This window comes from Aquisalinus luteolus (genome assembly GCF_009712425.2).
Lineage (GTDB): Bacteria > Pseudomonadota > Alphaproteobacteria > Caulobacterales > Parvularculaceae > Aquisalinus > Aquisalinus luteolus.
Genome location: NZ_VCJR02000003.1, coordinates 118,542 through 133,623, shown reverse-complemented (window position 1 = coordinate 133,623; position 15,082 = coordinate 118,542). Strand labels below are relative to the sequence as shown.

Below are 15,082 nucleotides of genomic sequence, written 5' to 3'. Positions count from 1 at the left end.
GGTGATCCGTCGTCAGCTCAGTCTACAGCCCGAACGAGGCAGTCCTGGCCTGCCGCCTTCAACTGGCCGCACCAGTTGGACGCCGCATCATAGGACGTGAACGGCCCGATACGCAGGCGGTGGAAGACACCGCGGTCGCCAAGGTCAGCCACCTGGATGTCCGGACGCTTGCCGCTCATCAGCGTGGTATAACGGTCGTTCAGACGGTCATAGAAGGTGTTGGCCTCTGCATCGCTGCCAAACGCGCCGACCTGCACGACATGAGTGCCGGAAACCGGGGCGGTTGTCGTAGATGGCGTACTTGCAGGCGTCTGGGCCGGGGTCGTGGAAGCTGTCTGGGCAGGCGTCGTCGCAGGCTGCTCGACCGGCTGTGTCGTGATCGGCTCAGGGTCGCTGCGCACCGGTGTCGTCGCTGTGGACTGGGATGGCGCAGGCTCTGTCGTTGCCTGAGCGGGCGGAGTTTCTGTGCCGGTAACCTGCTGGGAAGCGGAGACTGTATCGCCGTAATTCTCCAGCGGGTCGCCCTCGGCACCGGCATCGACCAGCACCTCTGCCGGCGGATTGCCGGACAACGTGTCCTCGACCTCGGGCCGAGTGCCCGCAGGCAGGTCCAGCTCGCGTTCAGTCTTGACCGGCCCGGCCTCGGCAGTCACCAGCGGCACCTCGCCGGAGCGCTGTTCGCCCACGGCCATCCCGCGCTTATAGGCAAAAACGACGATCAGGCAGAAAACGAGAACGATCAGCAGGCCGACAACCAGGATCAACAGGCCGGATGGGCCCTCGCCTTCCTCGTCATCATAATACTCGTCGTATTCTTCGCTGTAATCTTCGCTCATCGCTGCCATGAAGCTGGTTTTCCTGAAAATGGGCCCCAAAATTAAGGGTATGGATGGTTTGCCGTAACGCGACTCGGACGCGAACCGCAAGTTACCTCTTATAGAGAGTGGTTAACGCGCAAACCCTGGCAACAATATGACGCCACCTCCGCTTAAACCCACCCACCGGCGTCGAACAGCTTGTGATGCTCGCGGATTGCGAAGCGGTCGGTCATTCCGGCGATATAATCGCAAATCGCGCGGGCTTTTTTCTGCTCGTCGCCATCCGCCCAGGCGTGGCGCCATTCAGGCGGCAGGGTCTCCGGCTCCTCCATGAAGACGCCGAACAGGTCACGCACAATGCGCTTGGCGTGGGAGCGGGCCCGCATCACTTTCCAGTGGCGATACATCCGCGCGAACAGGAAGGTGCGCAGCTCCGTCACTTTCGCGAACATCTCGTCGGAGAAGGCGACCATCGCCCGCTCGGCATGGCGGATATCCTCCGGCGTTTCGGGCTTCAGCGCCGACAATCGACGGTTGGTCTCGTCGAAGACATCGGCAACCATTTCGCCGATCATATCGGAGACGGCCTCGGCCACGAGAAGCGTCTCGGAGCAGTCAGGGTATTTCTCGCGCGTCGCGCGGATCGCGTCACCGATCAGCGGCACGTCCATCGCCTCATCGAGCGTGAACAGCCCGGCGCGCAGGCCGTCGTCTACGTCGTGATTGTTGTAGGCGATGTCATCGGCCAGTGCGGCGCATTGCGCCTCAAGCCCGGGCCATGTGTGAAGCTGCAAATCATGAAGCTCGGCATATTCGGCAAGAGCTGCTGGCAGCGGCGGTGCCTTGTCGCCCTTCCTGCGCTCGCGCGCGATCTCGTCTGCCCCGGGTCCGACCAGCGGGCCGTTATGCTTGACCACGCCCTCAAGCGTTTCCCAGGTCAAGTTCAGGCCGGGGAAGCCCGCATGGCGCTGTTCGAGTTTCGTCAGGATGCGCAACGTCTGGGCGTTATGATCGAACCCGCCATAGGGGGCCATCACCTCTTCCAGCACATCCTCGCCGGTATGCCCGAACGGCGAATGGCCGAGATCGTGGGCGAGCGCGAGACACTCCGCGAGGTCCTCGTCCAGCTGCAATAGCCGTGCGAGCGAGCGGCCGACCTGCGCGACTTCCAGCGAATGGGTCAGCCGCGTGCGATAATGATCGCCCTCGTGATAGAAAAAGACCTGCGTCTTGTGCTTCAGCCGGCGGAAGGCGATGGAGTGCACCACCCGGTCGCGATCGCGCTGGAAGGGTGAGCGCGTCTGGCTCTCCAGTTCATCGTAGAGGCGGCCACGGGTCTGCGCGGCATCGCAGGCATAGGATTTGATCGGGGCCGGGAACGGGACTGCCATGATGCTGGCCTTTGGGGTTGTGCAAATGGAACAAAGCATGTACATTAGTGCCGGATTGCATCCGGCGTATGGGTCGCTTAGCCCAATTCGCGGGAGCTGCCAAAGGATCAGTGCGAAAGAACGTTCATGGTCGTGTTTGAGTTATCTGCCTTCCAAGGCTTTGAAAGCACAGCCTATGCCCTTATATCTAGGCGAGTGCCTGATGGAGTAGATTGAATATGGTTCTTGCTGTTTTCGCCCTCGCCGCCGCCGCTGCGTTCGTTTTCGTTGCCACACGCCCGAAACCGCAGCCAAAGCGCGTTCGCATCCGGGCGGACCGCAGGGATCACCGCTAGTCTCATGAGCGAATCCATCACCCTTTCTGACCGCGCCGCAAAGCGCATTGCCGCGATCCTGGCCAAGGAACCGGACGGTGCCATGCTGCGCATTGCCGTCGCCGGCGGCGGCTGTTCGGGCTTTCAGTACACGTTCGACATCGTTTCCGAGCAGGAGGAGGATGATCTTGTCCTGCAAAAGGATGGCGCGACGGTACTCGTCGATAGTGTTTCGCAAGGCTACATGCCCGGCGCGGAAATCGATTTCGCTGACGAACTGATTGGCGCGGCCTTCAAGATCAACAACCCGATTGCCAGCGCCAATTGCGGCTGCGGCACCTCTTTCGCGATCTGATAACGGCGCGATCCGATCAGTCAGGCGTTGTCAGCCAAGCATGCAGCATGACGGCAAGCTGATCCGTGATCTCTCTGTCCGTCAGGCGCTTTGTGCCTGCATATTTCGCGAAGTCTTCATCCAGACAATAAGCCAGAAAAAAGCTGTTGATTGTCTGCATGAAGAAGCGGATCGCCAGATCGCGGTTCCGATGCTTTATTTCTTCCTTGTACAAATCGAACAGGATCGAAAGGCCTTCGCTGCCCTGCCGCTCCAGCGCTACCCACTGCTTCTTGCGTTCGCCGCCATGCAGGGCGCTGTAATTATGCGTGGCCCTGATCAACGGGGCATCGGCACGAACCTGCTCGAACGCCGTTTCCACGACCATGTCGATTGCCGCCCGAAGGCTGCCTAATTCTGCCAGCACTTGACGGCTCTGCACTGGATCAACCTGGACCAGCCGCTCTTTCAGCCTCACCTCCCGCTCATCAAGCAGCGCCTCCATGAAGGCTTCCTTGTTCCTGAAATGTGAATAGACCGAGCCGACTGCAACTCCGGCTTCCGCCGCGATTTCGCTGACGGCGATACCGTCGAAATTCCGTTCACGGAGCAGTGTTTCCAGCGCCTTTACCAGTTTTTCGCGCGTCCGGACTGCCCTTGCCTGCTTGACCATTTAATCCTCAAAAGAAAACATTGAATTTGAATTCATGTTCAATCATATGATGGTTATTCCGAAGTCGCAAGGCCGAAACACGGCAGCCAACGAGAAAGAATGATCATGGGCACCAGCTTCTCAAACCCGCTCACTGCGCTGTCGACCGGCGACCTGTTCGCCATCGGCTATATCCTCATCGTCCTGTTTTTCGTTGGTCTGGTTCTGGAGAGATTTGAGAATCGCCGCATCCGCGGCCAAAAGCCGGGTGCCCGCAAGCAGAGCTATGCGCTTGCCATGGCGCAGCTATGGGGCACGACGATCCTCGTTCTCTCCGTCTGGTTCATCGCCGAACGCGGGCCGGTGCCTTGGGGTTTCAATGCGCCTGTCAGCTGGCAGGCGCTGACAGTCCTTGGCCTCATCGCCCTGACCATTCTCTATTTCGGTTCGCAGCTAGGCCAGATCCTGTTCAGCCCGAGCGCACGAACAGTATGGCAAAAAGCCATGGCCGACATGCGGGACCGAGTACCCCTGTTGCCGAAAACGCGCAGCGACGCGGCGCTCTTCGCCCTGCTTGGCATAACAGCCGGCATCACGGAGGAGATCATTTTCCGCTTCTACCTGATCGGTACGCTACAGCTGGCAATGCCGCTGTGGGCCGCCGCCCTCGCCTCCCTGACGATCTTTGTTCTTCTGCATTCCTACCAGGGGACGCAGGGCATGGCGCAGGTTGCCATTATCGGCACAGTAATCACTGTTCTCTACGTTCTCGGCGCGCCGCTCTGGCTGCTGATCGTGCTCCACATCCTTGTCGACCTGTTTGCCGCCCTGCTGTTTTTCCTGACGGCACAGGGCAAGGCTCCACCGGCAGGGGAAGCCATCGGCTCCGCTTAAGAAATTCATACCGGATACTGGAAAAACACCTCGACAGAAGGCTTGGTCAGCGACACAAAACAGGGCATTGTAGGGAGAACAGGAGAAGAACGCCCATGATGTCCCTCGTCCTACCGCTGCTTGTCCAGGTCGCCCTGACCTTCTTCCTTTTGTTCTGGGTCGCCATCTCGCGCAGCAAGGCTGCCGGGTCGGACAAGGAGATGATCCAGCGCTCGGCCACGGATTCCTCCATCTGGCCGGATCGGCCGAAGCAGGTCGCCAATTGCTATTCCAACCAGTTCGAACTGCCGATCCTCTTCTATCTCGTCATCCTGCTCTATATGACAACCGGCGGGTCGAGCGTACTGATGACCGGCCTGGCATGGGTCTTCGTCGCTTTCCGCATTATCCACATGATCATCCACACCGGCACCAACCGCGTTATGCACCGCTTCATGGCCTTTGTCGGCAGCCTGCTTGCCGCGATCGCCATGTGGGTGCTCTTCATCTTCCACTATTTCTGATAGTCAGCCTGCCTCATGAAAATTGCTTCCTGGAACGTCAATTCCATCAATGCCCGCCTGCCCCGCATCCTCGAATGGTTCGATGCGGCTAACCCCGATGTCTGCGTGTTGCAGGAAATCAAATGCTTGGACGAGAAATTTCCCGTCGCAGAGTTCGAGGATCGGGGTTATCATTGCGAGGTACACGGACAGAAGACCTATAATGGCGTCGCTCTCCTGTCGAAATTCCCGGTCGAGGATGTGATCCGCGGCTTGCCGGGCAATGAGGATGACGACCAGTCGCGCTATATCGAGGCGATGGTGTTCCCGGACAATGCCGAGCCGTTTCGCGTCGGCGGGCTGTACCTGCCTAATGGCAACCCGGCACCGGGCCCGAAATACGACTACAAGCTCGGCTGGATGGGGCATCTGAAGGCCCGCGCCGAGGCGCTGCTGGAGACTGAGGAAGCCTTCATCCTGACCGGCGATTACAATGTCATCCCGCAGGCTGAGGATGTGCATAACCCGGCTGCGTGGGCCGAGGACGCGCTGTTCCTGCCGACAACCCGCGCCGCTTTCCGCGAGATCGAGAATCTGGGGCTGACCGACGCGCTGCGCCATCTCTATCCCCATGACGTGTTCTATACTTTCTGGGACTATCAGCGCGGCGCGTGGCAGAAGGATCATGGCATCCGCATCGATCATGTCATGCTGTCGCCTCAGGCCGCCGACCGGCTGACCAGGGGCGGTGTCGACCGCACGACGCGCGACCCGGGCTTCGGCAGTCAGGACGCCAAACCGTCCGACCACGTCCCTGTCTGGGTGGAACTGGACTGAAGTCATGAGCTGGTCACCGCAACAGGATGCTGCGCTGAAAGCCGTTTCGCGCTGGTATGAAGGCAAACGTGAAAGTCAGGTTTTTCGCCTTTTCGGCTACGCCGGAACCGGCAAGACCACCCTCGCCCGCCATATCGCCGAGCATATCGATGGCGAGGTCGTGTTCGGTGCCTTCACCGGCAAGGCCGCCCATGTGCTGCGCCAGAAGGGCTGCGCCGACGCGGGCACGATCCACTCCCTGATCTATCGCCCGGCAATGAGCGAGGACGAGGAGGAGGATGGCGCGCCGATGTTCACAATCCGCCGCGACGCCCCCGCTGGCGAGGCCGACCTGATCATCATCGATGAATGCTCCATGGTCGATGAGGAGCTGGGCCGCGACCTGCTCTCCTTCGGCGTGCCGGTGCTGGTGCTGGGCGACCCGGCGCAGTTGCCGCCGGTCAAGGGCGGCGGCTTCTTCACCGAGGCCGACCCCGACGTGATGTTGACGGAAGTCCACCGTCAGGCCGCGGACAATCCCATCATCCGCCTGTCGATGGATATCCGCGAGGGCGGCATGCCGGAGCACGGTACCTATGGCGAGAGCCGGGTCATCGGCCGCCGCGATATCGATGCCGATGCGATCCTCGCCGCAAACCAGGTGCTGGTCGGGCGCAACATCACCCGGCAGAAATATAATGGTCGCATCCGCACGCTCCTGGACTTCGATGGAGACACGCCGTGTGTCGGCGAACGGCTTGTCTGCCTGCGGAACAACAAGCAGAAGGGATTGCTGAACGGCGGTATGTGGGAGGTGAAGGCACGGGCGGGGAAAAAGCGAGGACTCCTGCGGATGGACCTGATCCCGGAAGACGGCGGTCGCACCACCCGCATCGGCGTATTGCCGGAGTTCTTTTCGGAAAACGCCGAGCAAATCCCGTGGCAGAAGCGCCGCCGCTCCGACGAATTCGACTATGGCTATGCCCTGACCGTGCACAAGGCACAGGGCTCGCAATGGGATGATGTCGTGCTGTTCGACGAAAGCTTCGCCTTTCGCGAGCATCGCGACCGCTGGCTCTATACCGCCGTCACGCGTGCAGCGGAAAAGATCACCATCGTCAGATAGGCTACCCTGTCAGTACGGCGATCAAGTGCTCGTATTTCTCGGCGACTTCCTTTTGATGTCTGACGACGCTTTCGGTGATCTCCTCGACTGAACCGTCCGGCATTTCCAGCTTCGCCTTGACGCCGCCATTGCCGAACAGTTCGATCTGGCGCAGCGCCTCTTCGCGTTCTGCACGGCACCAGTCAGCCAATTCCTCTTTAGTCATTCGCTCTCCTCCTCTTGTGTTCAGTCAAGAAACCGCTCTCTGACACCCGGCGACGGGATCATGCATGTGTCCCGCTTGCCAAACAGGCGATAGCGATTGCGGGCCACGAGCCTGTAGCCAGGGTCTCGGATGAAGCGCGGCACGACAGACATGGCCTTGCTGATGAGCGGCCACGGATGGTTCAGCCGGGACAGGATACGAATGACGGCATCGCTTTTCTCGTAAGCCCGTCCGCTCTCAACCAGCAGGAAGGTCGACGGATCCTGCGGGTCGTACCCTGCCTCGCGAACCATCCGGCTGCCAGTCATACTCTGTACACTGGCAAAACGGAATAGCCCCGCATCATCCCGCTTCAGCACGAATTGCACCGAGCCATTGCACAAATTACAGACACCATCGAAAACGATGACGGGATGATCCGAATGCACCGGCAACTCCCCTCCCCTAAGCCTGTTTTCCAGCCTTCTCTCTCAAGGCGTAGCTGCCCTCGATCCGTCCTTCGACCGGCTTCACGATGACATCGATCAGGTCATATATGATCGCGAATTCCTTCAACAGGCTGGCAACGCGCTCGCGCGAAGCGATGGACGCAAAGCTGGAGCCCTTCTGCATGACATTGCCGGTCTCCACAGCCAGGTAAAGTGCGCCATCGGCAAACGCTGCACGTGGTTTCTTGCCGTCGAACAGGTTTTCAAGCTCAAGAAAACGCTCCAGCACGACAGGGTCGAGCAGCTCGCGCGCCTCGACCTGGTCGGTCGACCACGCCTCGAACAGTTTCTCGAACCGCGGACTGGCAATCCCGACCTTTGAATAGTCCTTACCAGGCTTTGACATGCCGTTGAACCAGCCAGCATCGCGCGCGACCACTGTCTTGCCGAGGAATTTCTTCGGATAGCCAATCTTCAGCAGCTGCCCCCGGAACACGGTGTGCCATGTCTCATCGCCATCCTTGTCACGGGTCACGGTTTCAAGGTGTGCTTCGTAGACAAAGAAATCTGCGCCGTGGCGCGTACCGGTAACAAGGTCCTCGAACGACCGCCGATCATCCGACGGCAACAGTTTCATCGAACGAAATGTAGAAAACTCCGGCGGCGTGAAGCCCTTCTCCGTATACGCCATGTCCAGTGCGGATATGACCGTCTCCATCAGGAAGTCATGGGCTTGCTTGTTGACCTTCCCAAGCGGCATATAGGCAATGGCGATACCGACCCCGGCGACAACGAGGCCGCCAATGCCCGCCACGACGGCATGCCCGAAAAGGAAAAAAAGCAAGCCACCGATTGCCGCGCCAACAGCGACAGCTATCGCAAGCCCGCGCCAGAAGCCCTTGAGCTTTTGCTGGCGCTCCTGCTCCATTGTCTGCAGCTTCGGCTCTATCTCATCTGTGTAGAGAGTTTCAAACGAGGAGAAATCGGCATGTATAGTACTAAAGTCTGTCACACTAAGCCCACTCAGTCTGCCGCAAGTTCAGTAACAAGGCCTGCCGCTTCGACACCAGCCATGATGCAGGCAACGTCATCGGCACTGGCTGCACCCGAAACGCCGACACCGCCAAGCGGTGAGCCATCCGCCATGAAGATGGGCAGGCCACCTTCCCACACGGCAATCTCCGGTGCATCTCCGCCCCAGTCGGCAGTGACGGAGGTCGCATAGCGATATTTCGCTGCAGAGCGGCCCTTCCACATCGCGACATCCGGGATCGCAGCGGCGATGCCATCCATCGCCGCATAGGTCACCATCATGCCGCGATTGTCGAACACGGCGATCGCAATGACCATGTCATTCTCCGCTGCATGGGCAAGGCATGCATCGCGGATGGTTGCCGCGCTTTCCAGCGTCAACTGGGCCTGCATGTCCTGCGCTGACGCTTGTGTAGACGCCAGCCCTGCGAACAGGACCGATGCTGCAAACATATACTTCATGAGTGTCTCTCCCGATTCCTTTTCAGTGAACCTAGCCATACCAGGCGGAAAACGGAAGCTCGCCATTTATACAAAAGCGCGACGCCGCCACTGATCGAACAGACCTGGCCATCCGGCGGCTGTCTGTTTCTGACTGATCCGGAAGCCATAGCCGTGCCCACCCGTCGGAAAAACATGCAGGTCGACCGGTACGCCTTCGCGCCGAGCACCCTCATATAGTGCGAGTGCATTTTCTACCGGCACAGAGGCATCGTCCGAAGAATGAAATACAAAGAGCGGCGGGGTGTCCGGTCTGATCGCCTGCTCGACGGAATAAGTCTCTATTGCCTCCGGAGATGGCGACGGCCCCAGAAGGTTGTCGCGCGACCCGCCATGCACATGCGGCCCGGCCATCGTCACGACCGGATAGGCCAGTCCCGATAGGTCCGGCCTGGCAGATTGCGCATCGGCTGCATCGACCGGCTCGTAGACTGGAATATCGAACCGGGTCGCAAGCGAGCCTGACAAATGCCCGCCAGCGGAAAAGCCGAGTGCCGCGATCCTGTCAGGCGCAATCCCGAAATCCGAACTGCGATGACGGATAATCCGCATTGCCCGCTGGGCATCCTGCAACGGCGCGTCGGCCCCAGCTGCCCAGCCTGCCCCGCCATTCTGCCCCGGCAGGCGATAAAACAGCACAAAGACGGTCATGCCCCTGCGGGAAAACCACCGTGCGCCTTCATATCCCTCCTTGTCAATGACCACGCGTGCATAGCCGCCGCCCGGCATGATCATCAGGGCGGACCCGTCTGGTTGAGACGCCCGGAAAACGGCAAGGTGGGGCTCGGCGATATCGAAATAGGCCCGGTTCGGCATCTCGCCGGGTCCTGCACGCTCAACCAGCTGGTTTTGGTGTGCCTCCTCACCGACACCCGGCACACCGTCCGGCCAAAGAGGAATGATTTCATCCGGTTCGCGGTCCGGATCGACCAAGAGATCGTCCGTATCAGGCCGCCGTACCGTTGCGGATTGTGGCACGGCACTGGCGCAGCCAGCAAGAGACCCGGCGGCTCCGACCGCAAGACCACCCAAGAGCTGGCGGCGATCAACAGACATTGGCAAACCTCCGGGTCTCCTGATGTTTCTAGATATCGGCGTAGACGTGCTTTTCATCCTTCGCACCGGGCTGGGTGCAGGCACCCAGATAGGCCGGGCCGACGGTCTGGGTATATTTCCACAAGGCACCGGTCGCGTACATGTTCTGCTTTGGCGAGAAAGCCTTGCGCCGTTCGGCCAGTTCATCTTCGCTCAGCTCGACATCGATCGTGCCCTCTGCGGCATCGATGACGATCATGTCGCCATCCTGCAGAAGACCGATGGGACCGCCGTCGAATGCTTCCGGTCCGACATGGCCGATACAGAAGCCACGCGTCGCACCGGAGAAGCGGCCATCGGTGATCAGTGCAACCTTGTCCCCCATCCCCTGGCCATAGATGGCAGAGGTCGTCGACAGCATTTCGCGCATGCCGGGCCCGCCTTTCGGCCCTTCATAGCGGATGACAAGGACATCGCCCTCCTCATACTGACGGTTCTCTACCGCCTTGAAACAATCTTCCTCGCAGTTGAAAACGCGAGCCGGGCCGCGGAATTTCAGGTTCTTCATACCGGCGACCTTGACGATCGCTCCCTCGGGCGCCAGCGAGCCCTTCAGCCCGACGACGCCGCCGGTCGGCGACAGTGGATTGCTCACCGGGCGGATGACCTTCTGGGTATCATCGAAGACGACGTCTTCGAGGTTCTCGGCCAGCGTCTTGCCCGTCACAGTCAGGCAGTCGCCATGCAGGTAGCCGCCATCGAGCATGGTGCGCATCAGCATCGGCATGCCACCCGCCTCGCCCATATCCTTGGCGACATATTGCCCGCCGGGCTTCAGGTCGGCCAGATAAGGCGTCTTGCGGAAGATCGCGGCGACATCGTCGAGGGTGAACTCGATGCCTGCCTCGTTGGCGATCGCCGGCAGGTGCAGGGCCGCATTGGTCGATCCGCCGGTCGCGGCGACGACGGCAGCTGCGTTTTCCAGTGCCTTCAGCGTCACGATATCGCGCGGGCGGATATTCTTCTCGATCAGCATCATGACCGTTTCGCCGGAGGCGCGGGCATATTCGTCCCGGCTCTCGTAAGGCGCAGGAAGGGCCGAGGACAGAGGCAGGGCGAGGCCCATCGCCTCGGACACGCAGGCCATGGTGTTCGCCGTGAACTGGCCGCCGCAAGCACCGGCGGAGGGACAGGCGACCTTTTCCAGCAGGCGCAGCTTGTCGGAGGTCATGTCGTTCTTGCCGGCGGCATGGGCACCGACTGCCTCGAACACGTCGAGTACGGTCACATCCCTGCCCTCGAACTTGCCCGGCAGGATCGATCCGCCATAGATGAACACGCTCGGCACGTTCAGGCGCAGCATCGCCATCATCATCCCCGGCAGGGACTTGTCGCAGCCGGCAAGACCGACCAGCGCGTCATAGCAATGGCCGCGCATCGTCAGCTCGACGCTATCGGCGATGACTTCTCGCGAGACGAGTGAAGAGCGCATCCCCTCATGACCCATGGCGATGCCGTCGGTGACGGTGATGGTACAGAACTCGCGCGGCGTGCCATTGGCTTCCTTTACGCCCTGCTTGACCGCCTGTGCCTGGCGCATCAGCGCGATGTTGCACGGTGCGGCCTCGTTCCAGCAGCTGGCGACGCCGACGAATGGCTGCTCGATTTCCTTCGTCGACAGGCCCATTGCGTAATAATATGACCGGTGCGGAGCCCGTGAAGGACCTTCCGTAACATGGCGGGATGGCAGGCGGGATTTGTCGATAGTCATTTTTCACTCTTTTTTGCGAAGTTTGAGAGATTGTCTGCTAAAAATTGGTCCGCAAAGCAAGCCGGAAGCGGTTCAAAAACGTCCCCAAGCGCCCGGAAACCCGAAATTAACACCCTTCCCTTATGCATGACGGCTTAGGTGAGGGACAAATGCCATTCCAGATAGAAGCGTTATTCAGACGGCAGCCTGATGCGACAGTGTCTTCTTCGACAAGCGACCTGCGGAAGGTCGTCGTGTTCAAAGAGCTGTCACCGATGCTGTTTGCCTGCCTCGGCATCTCGGGGCTGATGGGCGCAACGCTAAACTTGTATCTGGGCTATTATTTTCTGGCTGTCCTGATGATTGCGGGTACCATGTTTTCCGGCATGCGCTTTGTCTACTGGCAAAAGGCCGTGCCGAGCGCTTTTTCCGAAGAAAAAGTCCAGAAGACCATAAAGTATATTCGCCGATCCGCAGCGCTGAACGTACCGTTCATGTCGGCCTGTTCAATCCTGTTTATCACCAGCAGCAGCGAAATAGGTGTAATGGTCGCCGGCTGGATGTCCCTGATGGCCCTGATAACAGGCATCTCGATGTGCTCGCTACCTGTAACGGGACGCCTGACAATGCTGGGTCTATTGCTACCATCCAACATTGTACTGCTTGGGTCTCCCCAAATCACCACCCAGATTTTTGGCCTGTCCATGATCGTCCTGTCGCTTCTTTGTATGGGCACGTTCTCTACTGTCCTGAAGCTGATCAGGACCATCACCGACGAGGCCGACCAGAACGCGTTGCAACGCGGCTGGATGGCCGCGGCGATGCGCGATTTCATGGAAATGTCACGTGATACGGCATGGGAAATTGACGAACGCCTTCGCCTCACGCAACTGGCGGAAACCGCACACGAAATTCTCGGTCGTGAACCGTCGCGCCTGATCGGCACAAAATTTGCGGCACTTATCGATCAGGATGATCCGTACTCGCGCAAGTCACTCGAGATGTCCGGCGACTTACTGAAAAAGCGCGCTGCGTTCAGGGATCTTGTCTTTGCGATAACACACCCGGACGGCGCCAAGCGTTATATCAGCCTCTCCGGTGTGCCCCTGCGGAATCACGCAGATGAATTCGCGGGATATCGAGGCTTGTTGTCTGATGTCACCCAGAAGATCGAGAGCCAGCGTGCACTGGAAGAGAGCGAAGCCAGGTTCCGTGATTTCGCAGAATATGCTGCTGAGCGCCTCTGGGAGACCGATGCGAATGACTGTTTCACCTATATCTCGGAATCCAGCGTCCGCAAACTGAGCAAGTCGGTGAAATCATTCATTGGCAAGCAAGCCGGGTCGGCGTTCAAGGAGGTCAACACACAGACAGAAGAAGAACGCCAGCGCTGGGACGACCATTTCGCCCTGAAAGCACGGCACGAACCATTCCGTGACTTTGTCATGAAGGATGGCAAGGGCGGCTTCCTGAGCCTGAGCGGCAAACCCATGTTCGATGCCAATGGCGAGTTTTGCGGCTATCGCGGCTACACACGCGAGATAACCTCCGAATACGAGGCACGCGAAGCAGCACGAAGGGCCGAGGAAAAACTGACGATCGCCAATCGCGAACTGGAAAAGCGCATCGACCAGCGCACGAGCGAACTTCAGGAAAAGAGTAACCTGCTGCAGGAGATATTCGACACGATGGGCGAAAGCCTCGTTGTACTCGACAGCGATCTGACGATCGCAATGGTCAACGAGAAGAAGGGTATCGCCCTGCCACCGGGGAAATGGGCGCTGGGCAGTGATGCCAAAGAGATCTATATGCGGGCGCATTCCCTCGGGCTCTATCGCGACCGCCCGACAGAGAATAGTAAAGCCAACTCTATAGCTGACAAGATGGAGCGCGGAGAAGCGCTGCGGCTTAACCGCATCGACACATCCGGCCAGCATATCAGCGAGAACTTCTATCCTAGACAGGGTGGCGGGTACGTTATTCTTTACACGGATATCACAAAGGAAGCCAAGCGCGAGGAAGAACTGCGCGCGCTTTCCGTCGACTTGCGCCGGTCGAAGGAAGCCGCTGAGGCAGCCAGCCGTATCAAGTCTGAATTTCTCGCGAACATGTCCCACGAAATCCGCACACCGATGAACGGCATTCTCGGCATGACGGAAATCCTGATGGGAACCGGCCTTTCCGACGAACAGGAAGAGATGACCCGGGTCGTCATGCGGTCCGCCGACAGCCTGCTGACGATCATCAACGATATTCTCGACTTCTCCAAGCTCGAAGCCGGGAAAATGACTTTCGTCAAGGAAAGCTTTGACCTTAAAGCCGCCCTTGGCGATGTCGCCGACATTCTGGCGCCGAAGGCCGCCGGCAAGGACATCGACCTGAATCTCGAATTCGAGACAGACATTTCCAGCCGCTTCATCGGCGATGTCGGCCGTATCCGCCAGGTCGTCACGAACCTGGCCGGCAATGCCGTCAAGTTCACTGAGACAGGCACGGTCGAAGTGCGCGTCAGCCAGCAGGCACGCGATGACATGGCCACCCTTACCATTGCCGTCACGGACTCCGGCTGCGGCATCCCGGCGGACAAGCTCGACCGCATCTTCAACAAGTTCGAGCAGGTCGACGGATCATCGTCCCGCCAGCATGAGGGCACCGGGCTTGGGCTGTCGATCTCCAAGCTGATCGCTGAAAATCTGGGTGGTACCATCACGGTGGAAAGCGCCGTCGGTGTCGGCTCGACCTTCACCTTCACCATCACCCTGCCCGTCGACAAGAGCCAGGATAGCGCCCAGACCGGAGGCGCCGAGGCCAAGGTAAAGGCTGCCCTGAGCTTCACCGATTGCCACTTCCTGATTGCAGAAGACAATCTGGTCAACCAGATGGTGCTGCGCGCCATGCTCGAACCGATGGCCTGCACCCTGCATATCGCCAATAACGGTGCCGAAGCCGTCGAAATCTATCAGCAGCATGATTTCGATTTCGTGCTGATGGACGTCTCCATGCCGGTCATGGATGGCCTCGAGGCAACCCGCCAGATCAAGCAGATTCAGAAGCAACGCGGCGAACACGTTCCCGTGATTGGCATTACTGCCCATGCCATGCAGGAAGACCAGGCACGCTGCCGGGCTGCCGGCATGGACGACTATCTGCCAAAGCCAGTGCGCAAGGATGCCGTGATGGAAATGATTTCCTCGTGGATTGAGCAGAAAAAGGCGGACAAGAAGATCAACGCCGCCTGAATTCGTCACCGGGTGGCTTGACGCTGGCCACAGCCTTCCCCACAACCGTTCCCGTTTGACCTGCA

The 15,082-nt window shown here is 59.4% G+C and carries 15 protein-coding genes; 6 read left to right on the top strand and 9 right to left on the bottom strand.

The window, feature by feature from the left end:
* Positions 1-17 precede the first annotated feature (17 nt).
* Positions 18-845, bottom strand: coding sequence for an SPOR domain-containing protein (locus FF098_RS13945; protein ID WP_155141643.1), 828 nt, complete (start codon positions 843-845; stop codon positions 18-20).
* 143 nt (positions 846-988) lie between these two features.
* On the bottom strand, positions 989-2,209 hold the full coding sequence (locus tag FF098_RS13940; protein WP_155141641.1) for a deoxyguanosinetriphosphate triphosphohydrolase: 1,221 nt from the start codon (positions 2,207-2,209) through the stop codon (positions 989-991).
* A 339-nt stretch (positions 2,210-2,548) separates the two neighbouring features.
* Here FF098_RS13940 and FF098_RS13935 point away from each other — a divergent pair, with 339 nt between their 5' ends.
* Positions 2,549-2,878 carry a HesB/IscA family protein gene (locus FF098_RS13935; RefSeq protein ID WP_155141639.1) on the top strand — a complete coding sequence of 110 codons (330 nt, stop codon included), beginning with the start codon at positions 2,549-2,551 and terminating at the stop codon, positions 2,876-2,878.
* Positions 2,879-2,894: 16 nt separating this feature from the next.
* On the opposite strand, the gene FF098_RS13930 is transcribed toward FF098_RS13935, so the two are convergent.
* Positions 2,895-3,530 carry a TetR/AcrR family transcriptional regulator gene (locus FF098_RS13930; protein WP_155141637.1) on the bottom strand — a complete coding sequence of 212 codons (636 nt, stop codon included), beginning with the start codon at positions 3,528-3,530 and terminating at the stop codon, positions 2,895-2,897.
* Positions 3,531-3,635: 105 nt separating this feature from the next.
* Between FF098_RS13930 and FF098_RS13925 the strand changes: the two genes are divergently transcribed.
* The 4 genes from FF098_RS13925 (at position 3,636) to FF098_RS13910 (ending at position 6,827) form a co-directional block, all read left to right on the top strand.
* Positions 3,636-4,403: a CPBP family intramembrane glutamic endopeptidase gene (locus FF098_RS13925; RefSeq protein ID WP_188544134.1), complete on the top strand. Its 768-nt coding sequence runs from the start codon at positions 3,636-3,638 to the stop codon at positions 4,401-4,403.
* Between the two features lie 95 nt (positions 4,404-4,498).
* Entirely contained in the window at positions 4,499-4,906 is a 408-nt protein-coding gene (locus tag FF098_RS13920) for an MAPEG family protein (protein ID WP_155141633.1), read from the top strand.
* 15 nt (positions 4,907-4,921) lie between these two features.
* Positions 4,922-5,722 carry an exodeoxyribonuclease III gene (locus FF098_RS13915; RefSeq protein WP_155141631.1) on the top strand — a complete coding sequence of 267 codons (801 nt, stop codon included), beginning with the start codon at positions 4,922-4,924 and terminating at the stop codon, positions 5,720-5,722.
* A gap of 4 nt (positions 5,723-5,726) precedes the next feature.
* Entirely contained in the window at positions 5,727-6,827 is a 1,101-nt protein-coding gene (locus FF098_RS13910; RefSeq protein ID WP_155141629.1) for an ATP-dependent DNA helicase, read from the top strand.
* A gap of 1 nt (position 6,828) precedes the next feature.
* On the opposite strand, the gene FF098_RS13905 is transcribed toward FF098_RS13910, so the two are convergent.
* The 6 genes from FF098_RS13905 to ilvD form a co-directional block, all read right to left on the bottom strand.
* The gene (locus tag FF098_RS13905; RefSeq protein WP_155141627.1) at positions 6,829-7,032 is read right to left on the bottom strand and encodes a hypothetical protein; all 204 of its coding nucleotides are present in this window, start codon (positions 7,030-7,032) and stop codon (positions 6,829-6,831) included.
* A 20-nt stretch (positions 7,033-7,052) separates the two neighbouring features.
* Positions 7,053-7,460: a thiol-disulfide oxidoreductase DCC family protein gene (locus FF098_RS13900; RefSeq protein ID WP_205967523.1), complete on the bottom strand. Its 408-nt coding sequence runs from the start codon at positions 7,458-7,460 to the stop codon at positions 7,053-7,055.
* A 16-nt stretch (positions 7,461-7,476) separates the two neighbouring features.
* The gene (locus tag FF098_RS17970; protein ID WP_155141622.1) at positions 7,477-8,472 is read right to left on the bottom strand and encodes a DUF3137 domain-containing protein; all 996 of its coding nucleotides are present in this window, start codon (positions 8,470-8,472) and stop codon (positions 7,477-7,479) included.
* Between the two features lie 11 nt (positions 8,473-8,483).
* Positions 8,484-8,954, bottom strand: coding sequence for a GlcG/HbpS family heme-binding protein (locus FF098_RS13890; protein WP_166426548.1), 471 nt, complete (start codon positions 8,952-8,954; stop codon positions 8,484-8,486).
* A 66-nt stretch (positions 8,955-9,020) separates the two neighbouring features.
* Positions 9,021-10,049 carry an alpha/beta hydrolase gene (locus FF098_RS13885; RefSeq protein WP_155141618.1) on the bottom strand — a complete coding sequence of 343 codons (1,029 nt, stop codon included), beginning with the start codon at positions 10,047-10,049 and terminating at the stop codon, positions 9,021-9,023.
* Between the two features lie 28 nt (positions 10,050-10,077).
* A complete protein-coding gene (ilvD, locus tag FF098_RS13880) occupies positions 10,078-11,799 on the bottom strand; it encodes a dihydroxy-acid dehydratase (RefSeq protein ID WP_155141616.1) in 1,722 nt (573 codons plus the stop codon).
* 233 nt (positions 11,800-12,032) lie between these two features.
* Between ilvD and FF098_RS13875 the strand changes: the two genes are divergently transcribed.
* On the top strand, positions 12,033-15,017 hold the full coding sequence (locus FF098_RS13875) for an ATP-binding protein (protein WP_166426547.1): 2,985 nt from the start codon (positions 12,033-12,035) through the stop codon (positions 15,015-15,017).
* Positions 15,018-15,082: the final 65 nt, after the last annotated feature.

What these genes read in the sequence shown, in the direction of transcription:
- FF098_RS13945 (WP_155141643.1), bottom strand. Translation starts at nt 845, where the DNA reads ATGGCAGCGATGAGCGAAGATTACAGCGAAGAATACGACGAGTATTAT.
- FF098_RS13940 (WP_155141641.1), bottom strand. Translation starts at nt 2,209, where the DNA reads ATGGCAGTCCCGTTCCCGGCCCCGATCAAATCCTATGCCTGCGATGCC.
- FF098_RS13935 (WP_155141639.1), top strand. Translation starts at nt 2,549, where the DNA reads ATGAGCGAATCCATCACCCTTTCTGACCGCGCCGCAAAGCGCATTGCC.
- FF098_RS13930 (WP_155141637.1), bottom strand. Translation starts at nt 3,530, where the DNA reads ATGGTCAAGCAGGCAAGGGCAGTCCGGACGCGCGAAAAACTGGTAAAG.
- FF098_RS13925 (WP_188544134.1), top strand. Translation starts at nt 3,636, where the DNA reads ATGGGCACCAGCTTCTCAAACCCGCTCACTGCGCTGTCGACCGGCGAC.
- FF098_RS13920 (WP_155141633.1), top strand. Translation starts at nt 4,499, where the DNA reads ATGATGTCCCTCGTCCTACCGCTGCTTGTCCAGGTCGCCCTGACCTTC.
- FF098_RS13915 (WP_155141631.1), top strand. Translation starts at nt 4,922, where the DNA reads ATGAAAATTGCTTCCTGGAACGTCAATTCCATCAATGCCCGCCTGCCC.
- FF098_RS13910 (WP_155141629.1), top strand. Translation starts at nt 5,727, where the DNA reads ATGAGCTGGTCACCGCAACAGGATGCTGCGCTGAAAGCCGTTTCGCGC.
- FF098_RS13905 (WP_155141627.1), bottom strand. Translation starts at nt 7,032, where the DNA reads ATGACTAAAGAGGAATTGGCTGACTGGTGCCGTGCAGAACGCGAAGAG.
- FF098_RS13890 (WP_166426548.1), bottom strand. Translation starts at nt 8,954, where the DNA reads ATGAAGTATATGTTTGCAGCATCGGTCCTGTTCGCAGGGCTGGCGTCT.
- FF098_RS13885 (WP_155141618.1), bottom strand. Translation starts at nt 10,049, where the DNA reads ATGTCTGTTGATCGCCGCCAGCTCTTGGGTGGTCTTGCGGTCGGAGCC.
- ilvD (WP_155141616.1), bottom strand. Translation starts at nt 11,799, where the DNA reads ATGACTATCGACAAATCCCGCCTGCCATCCCGCCATGTTACGGAAGGT.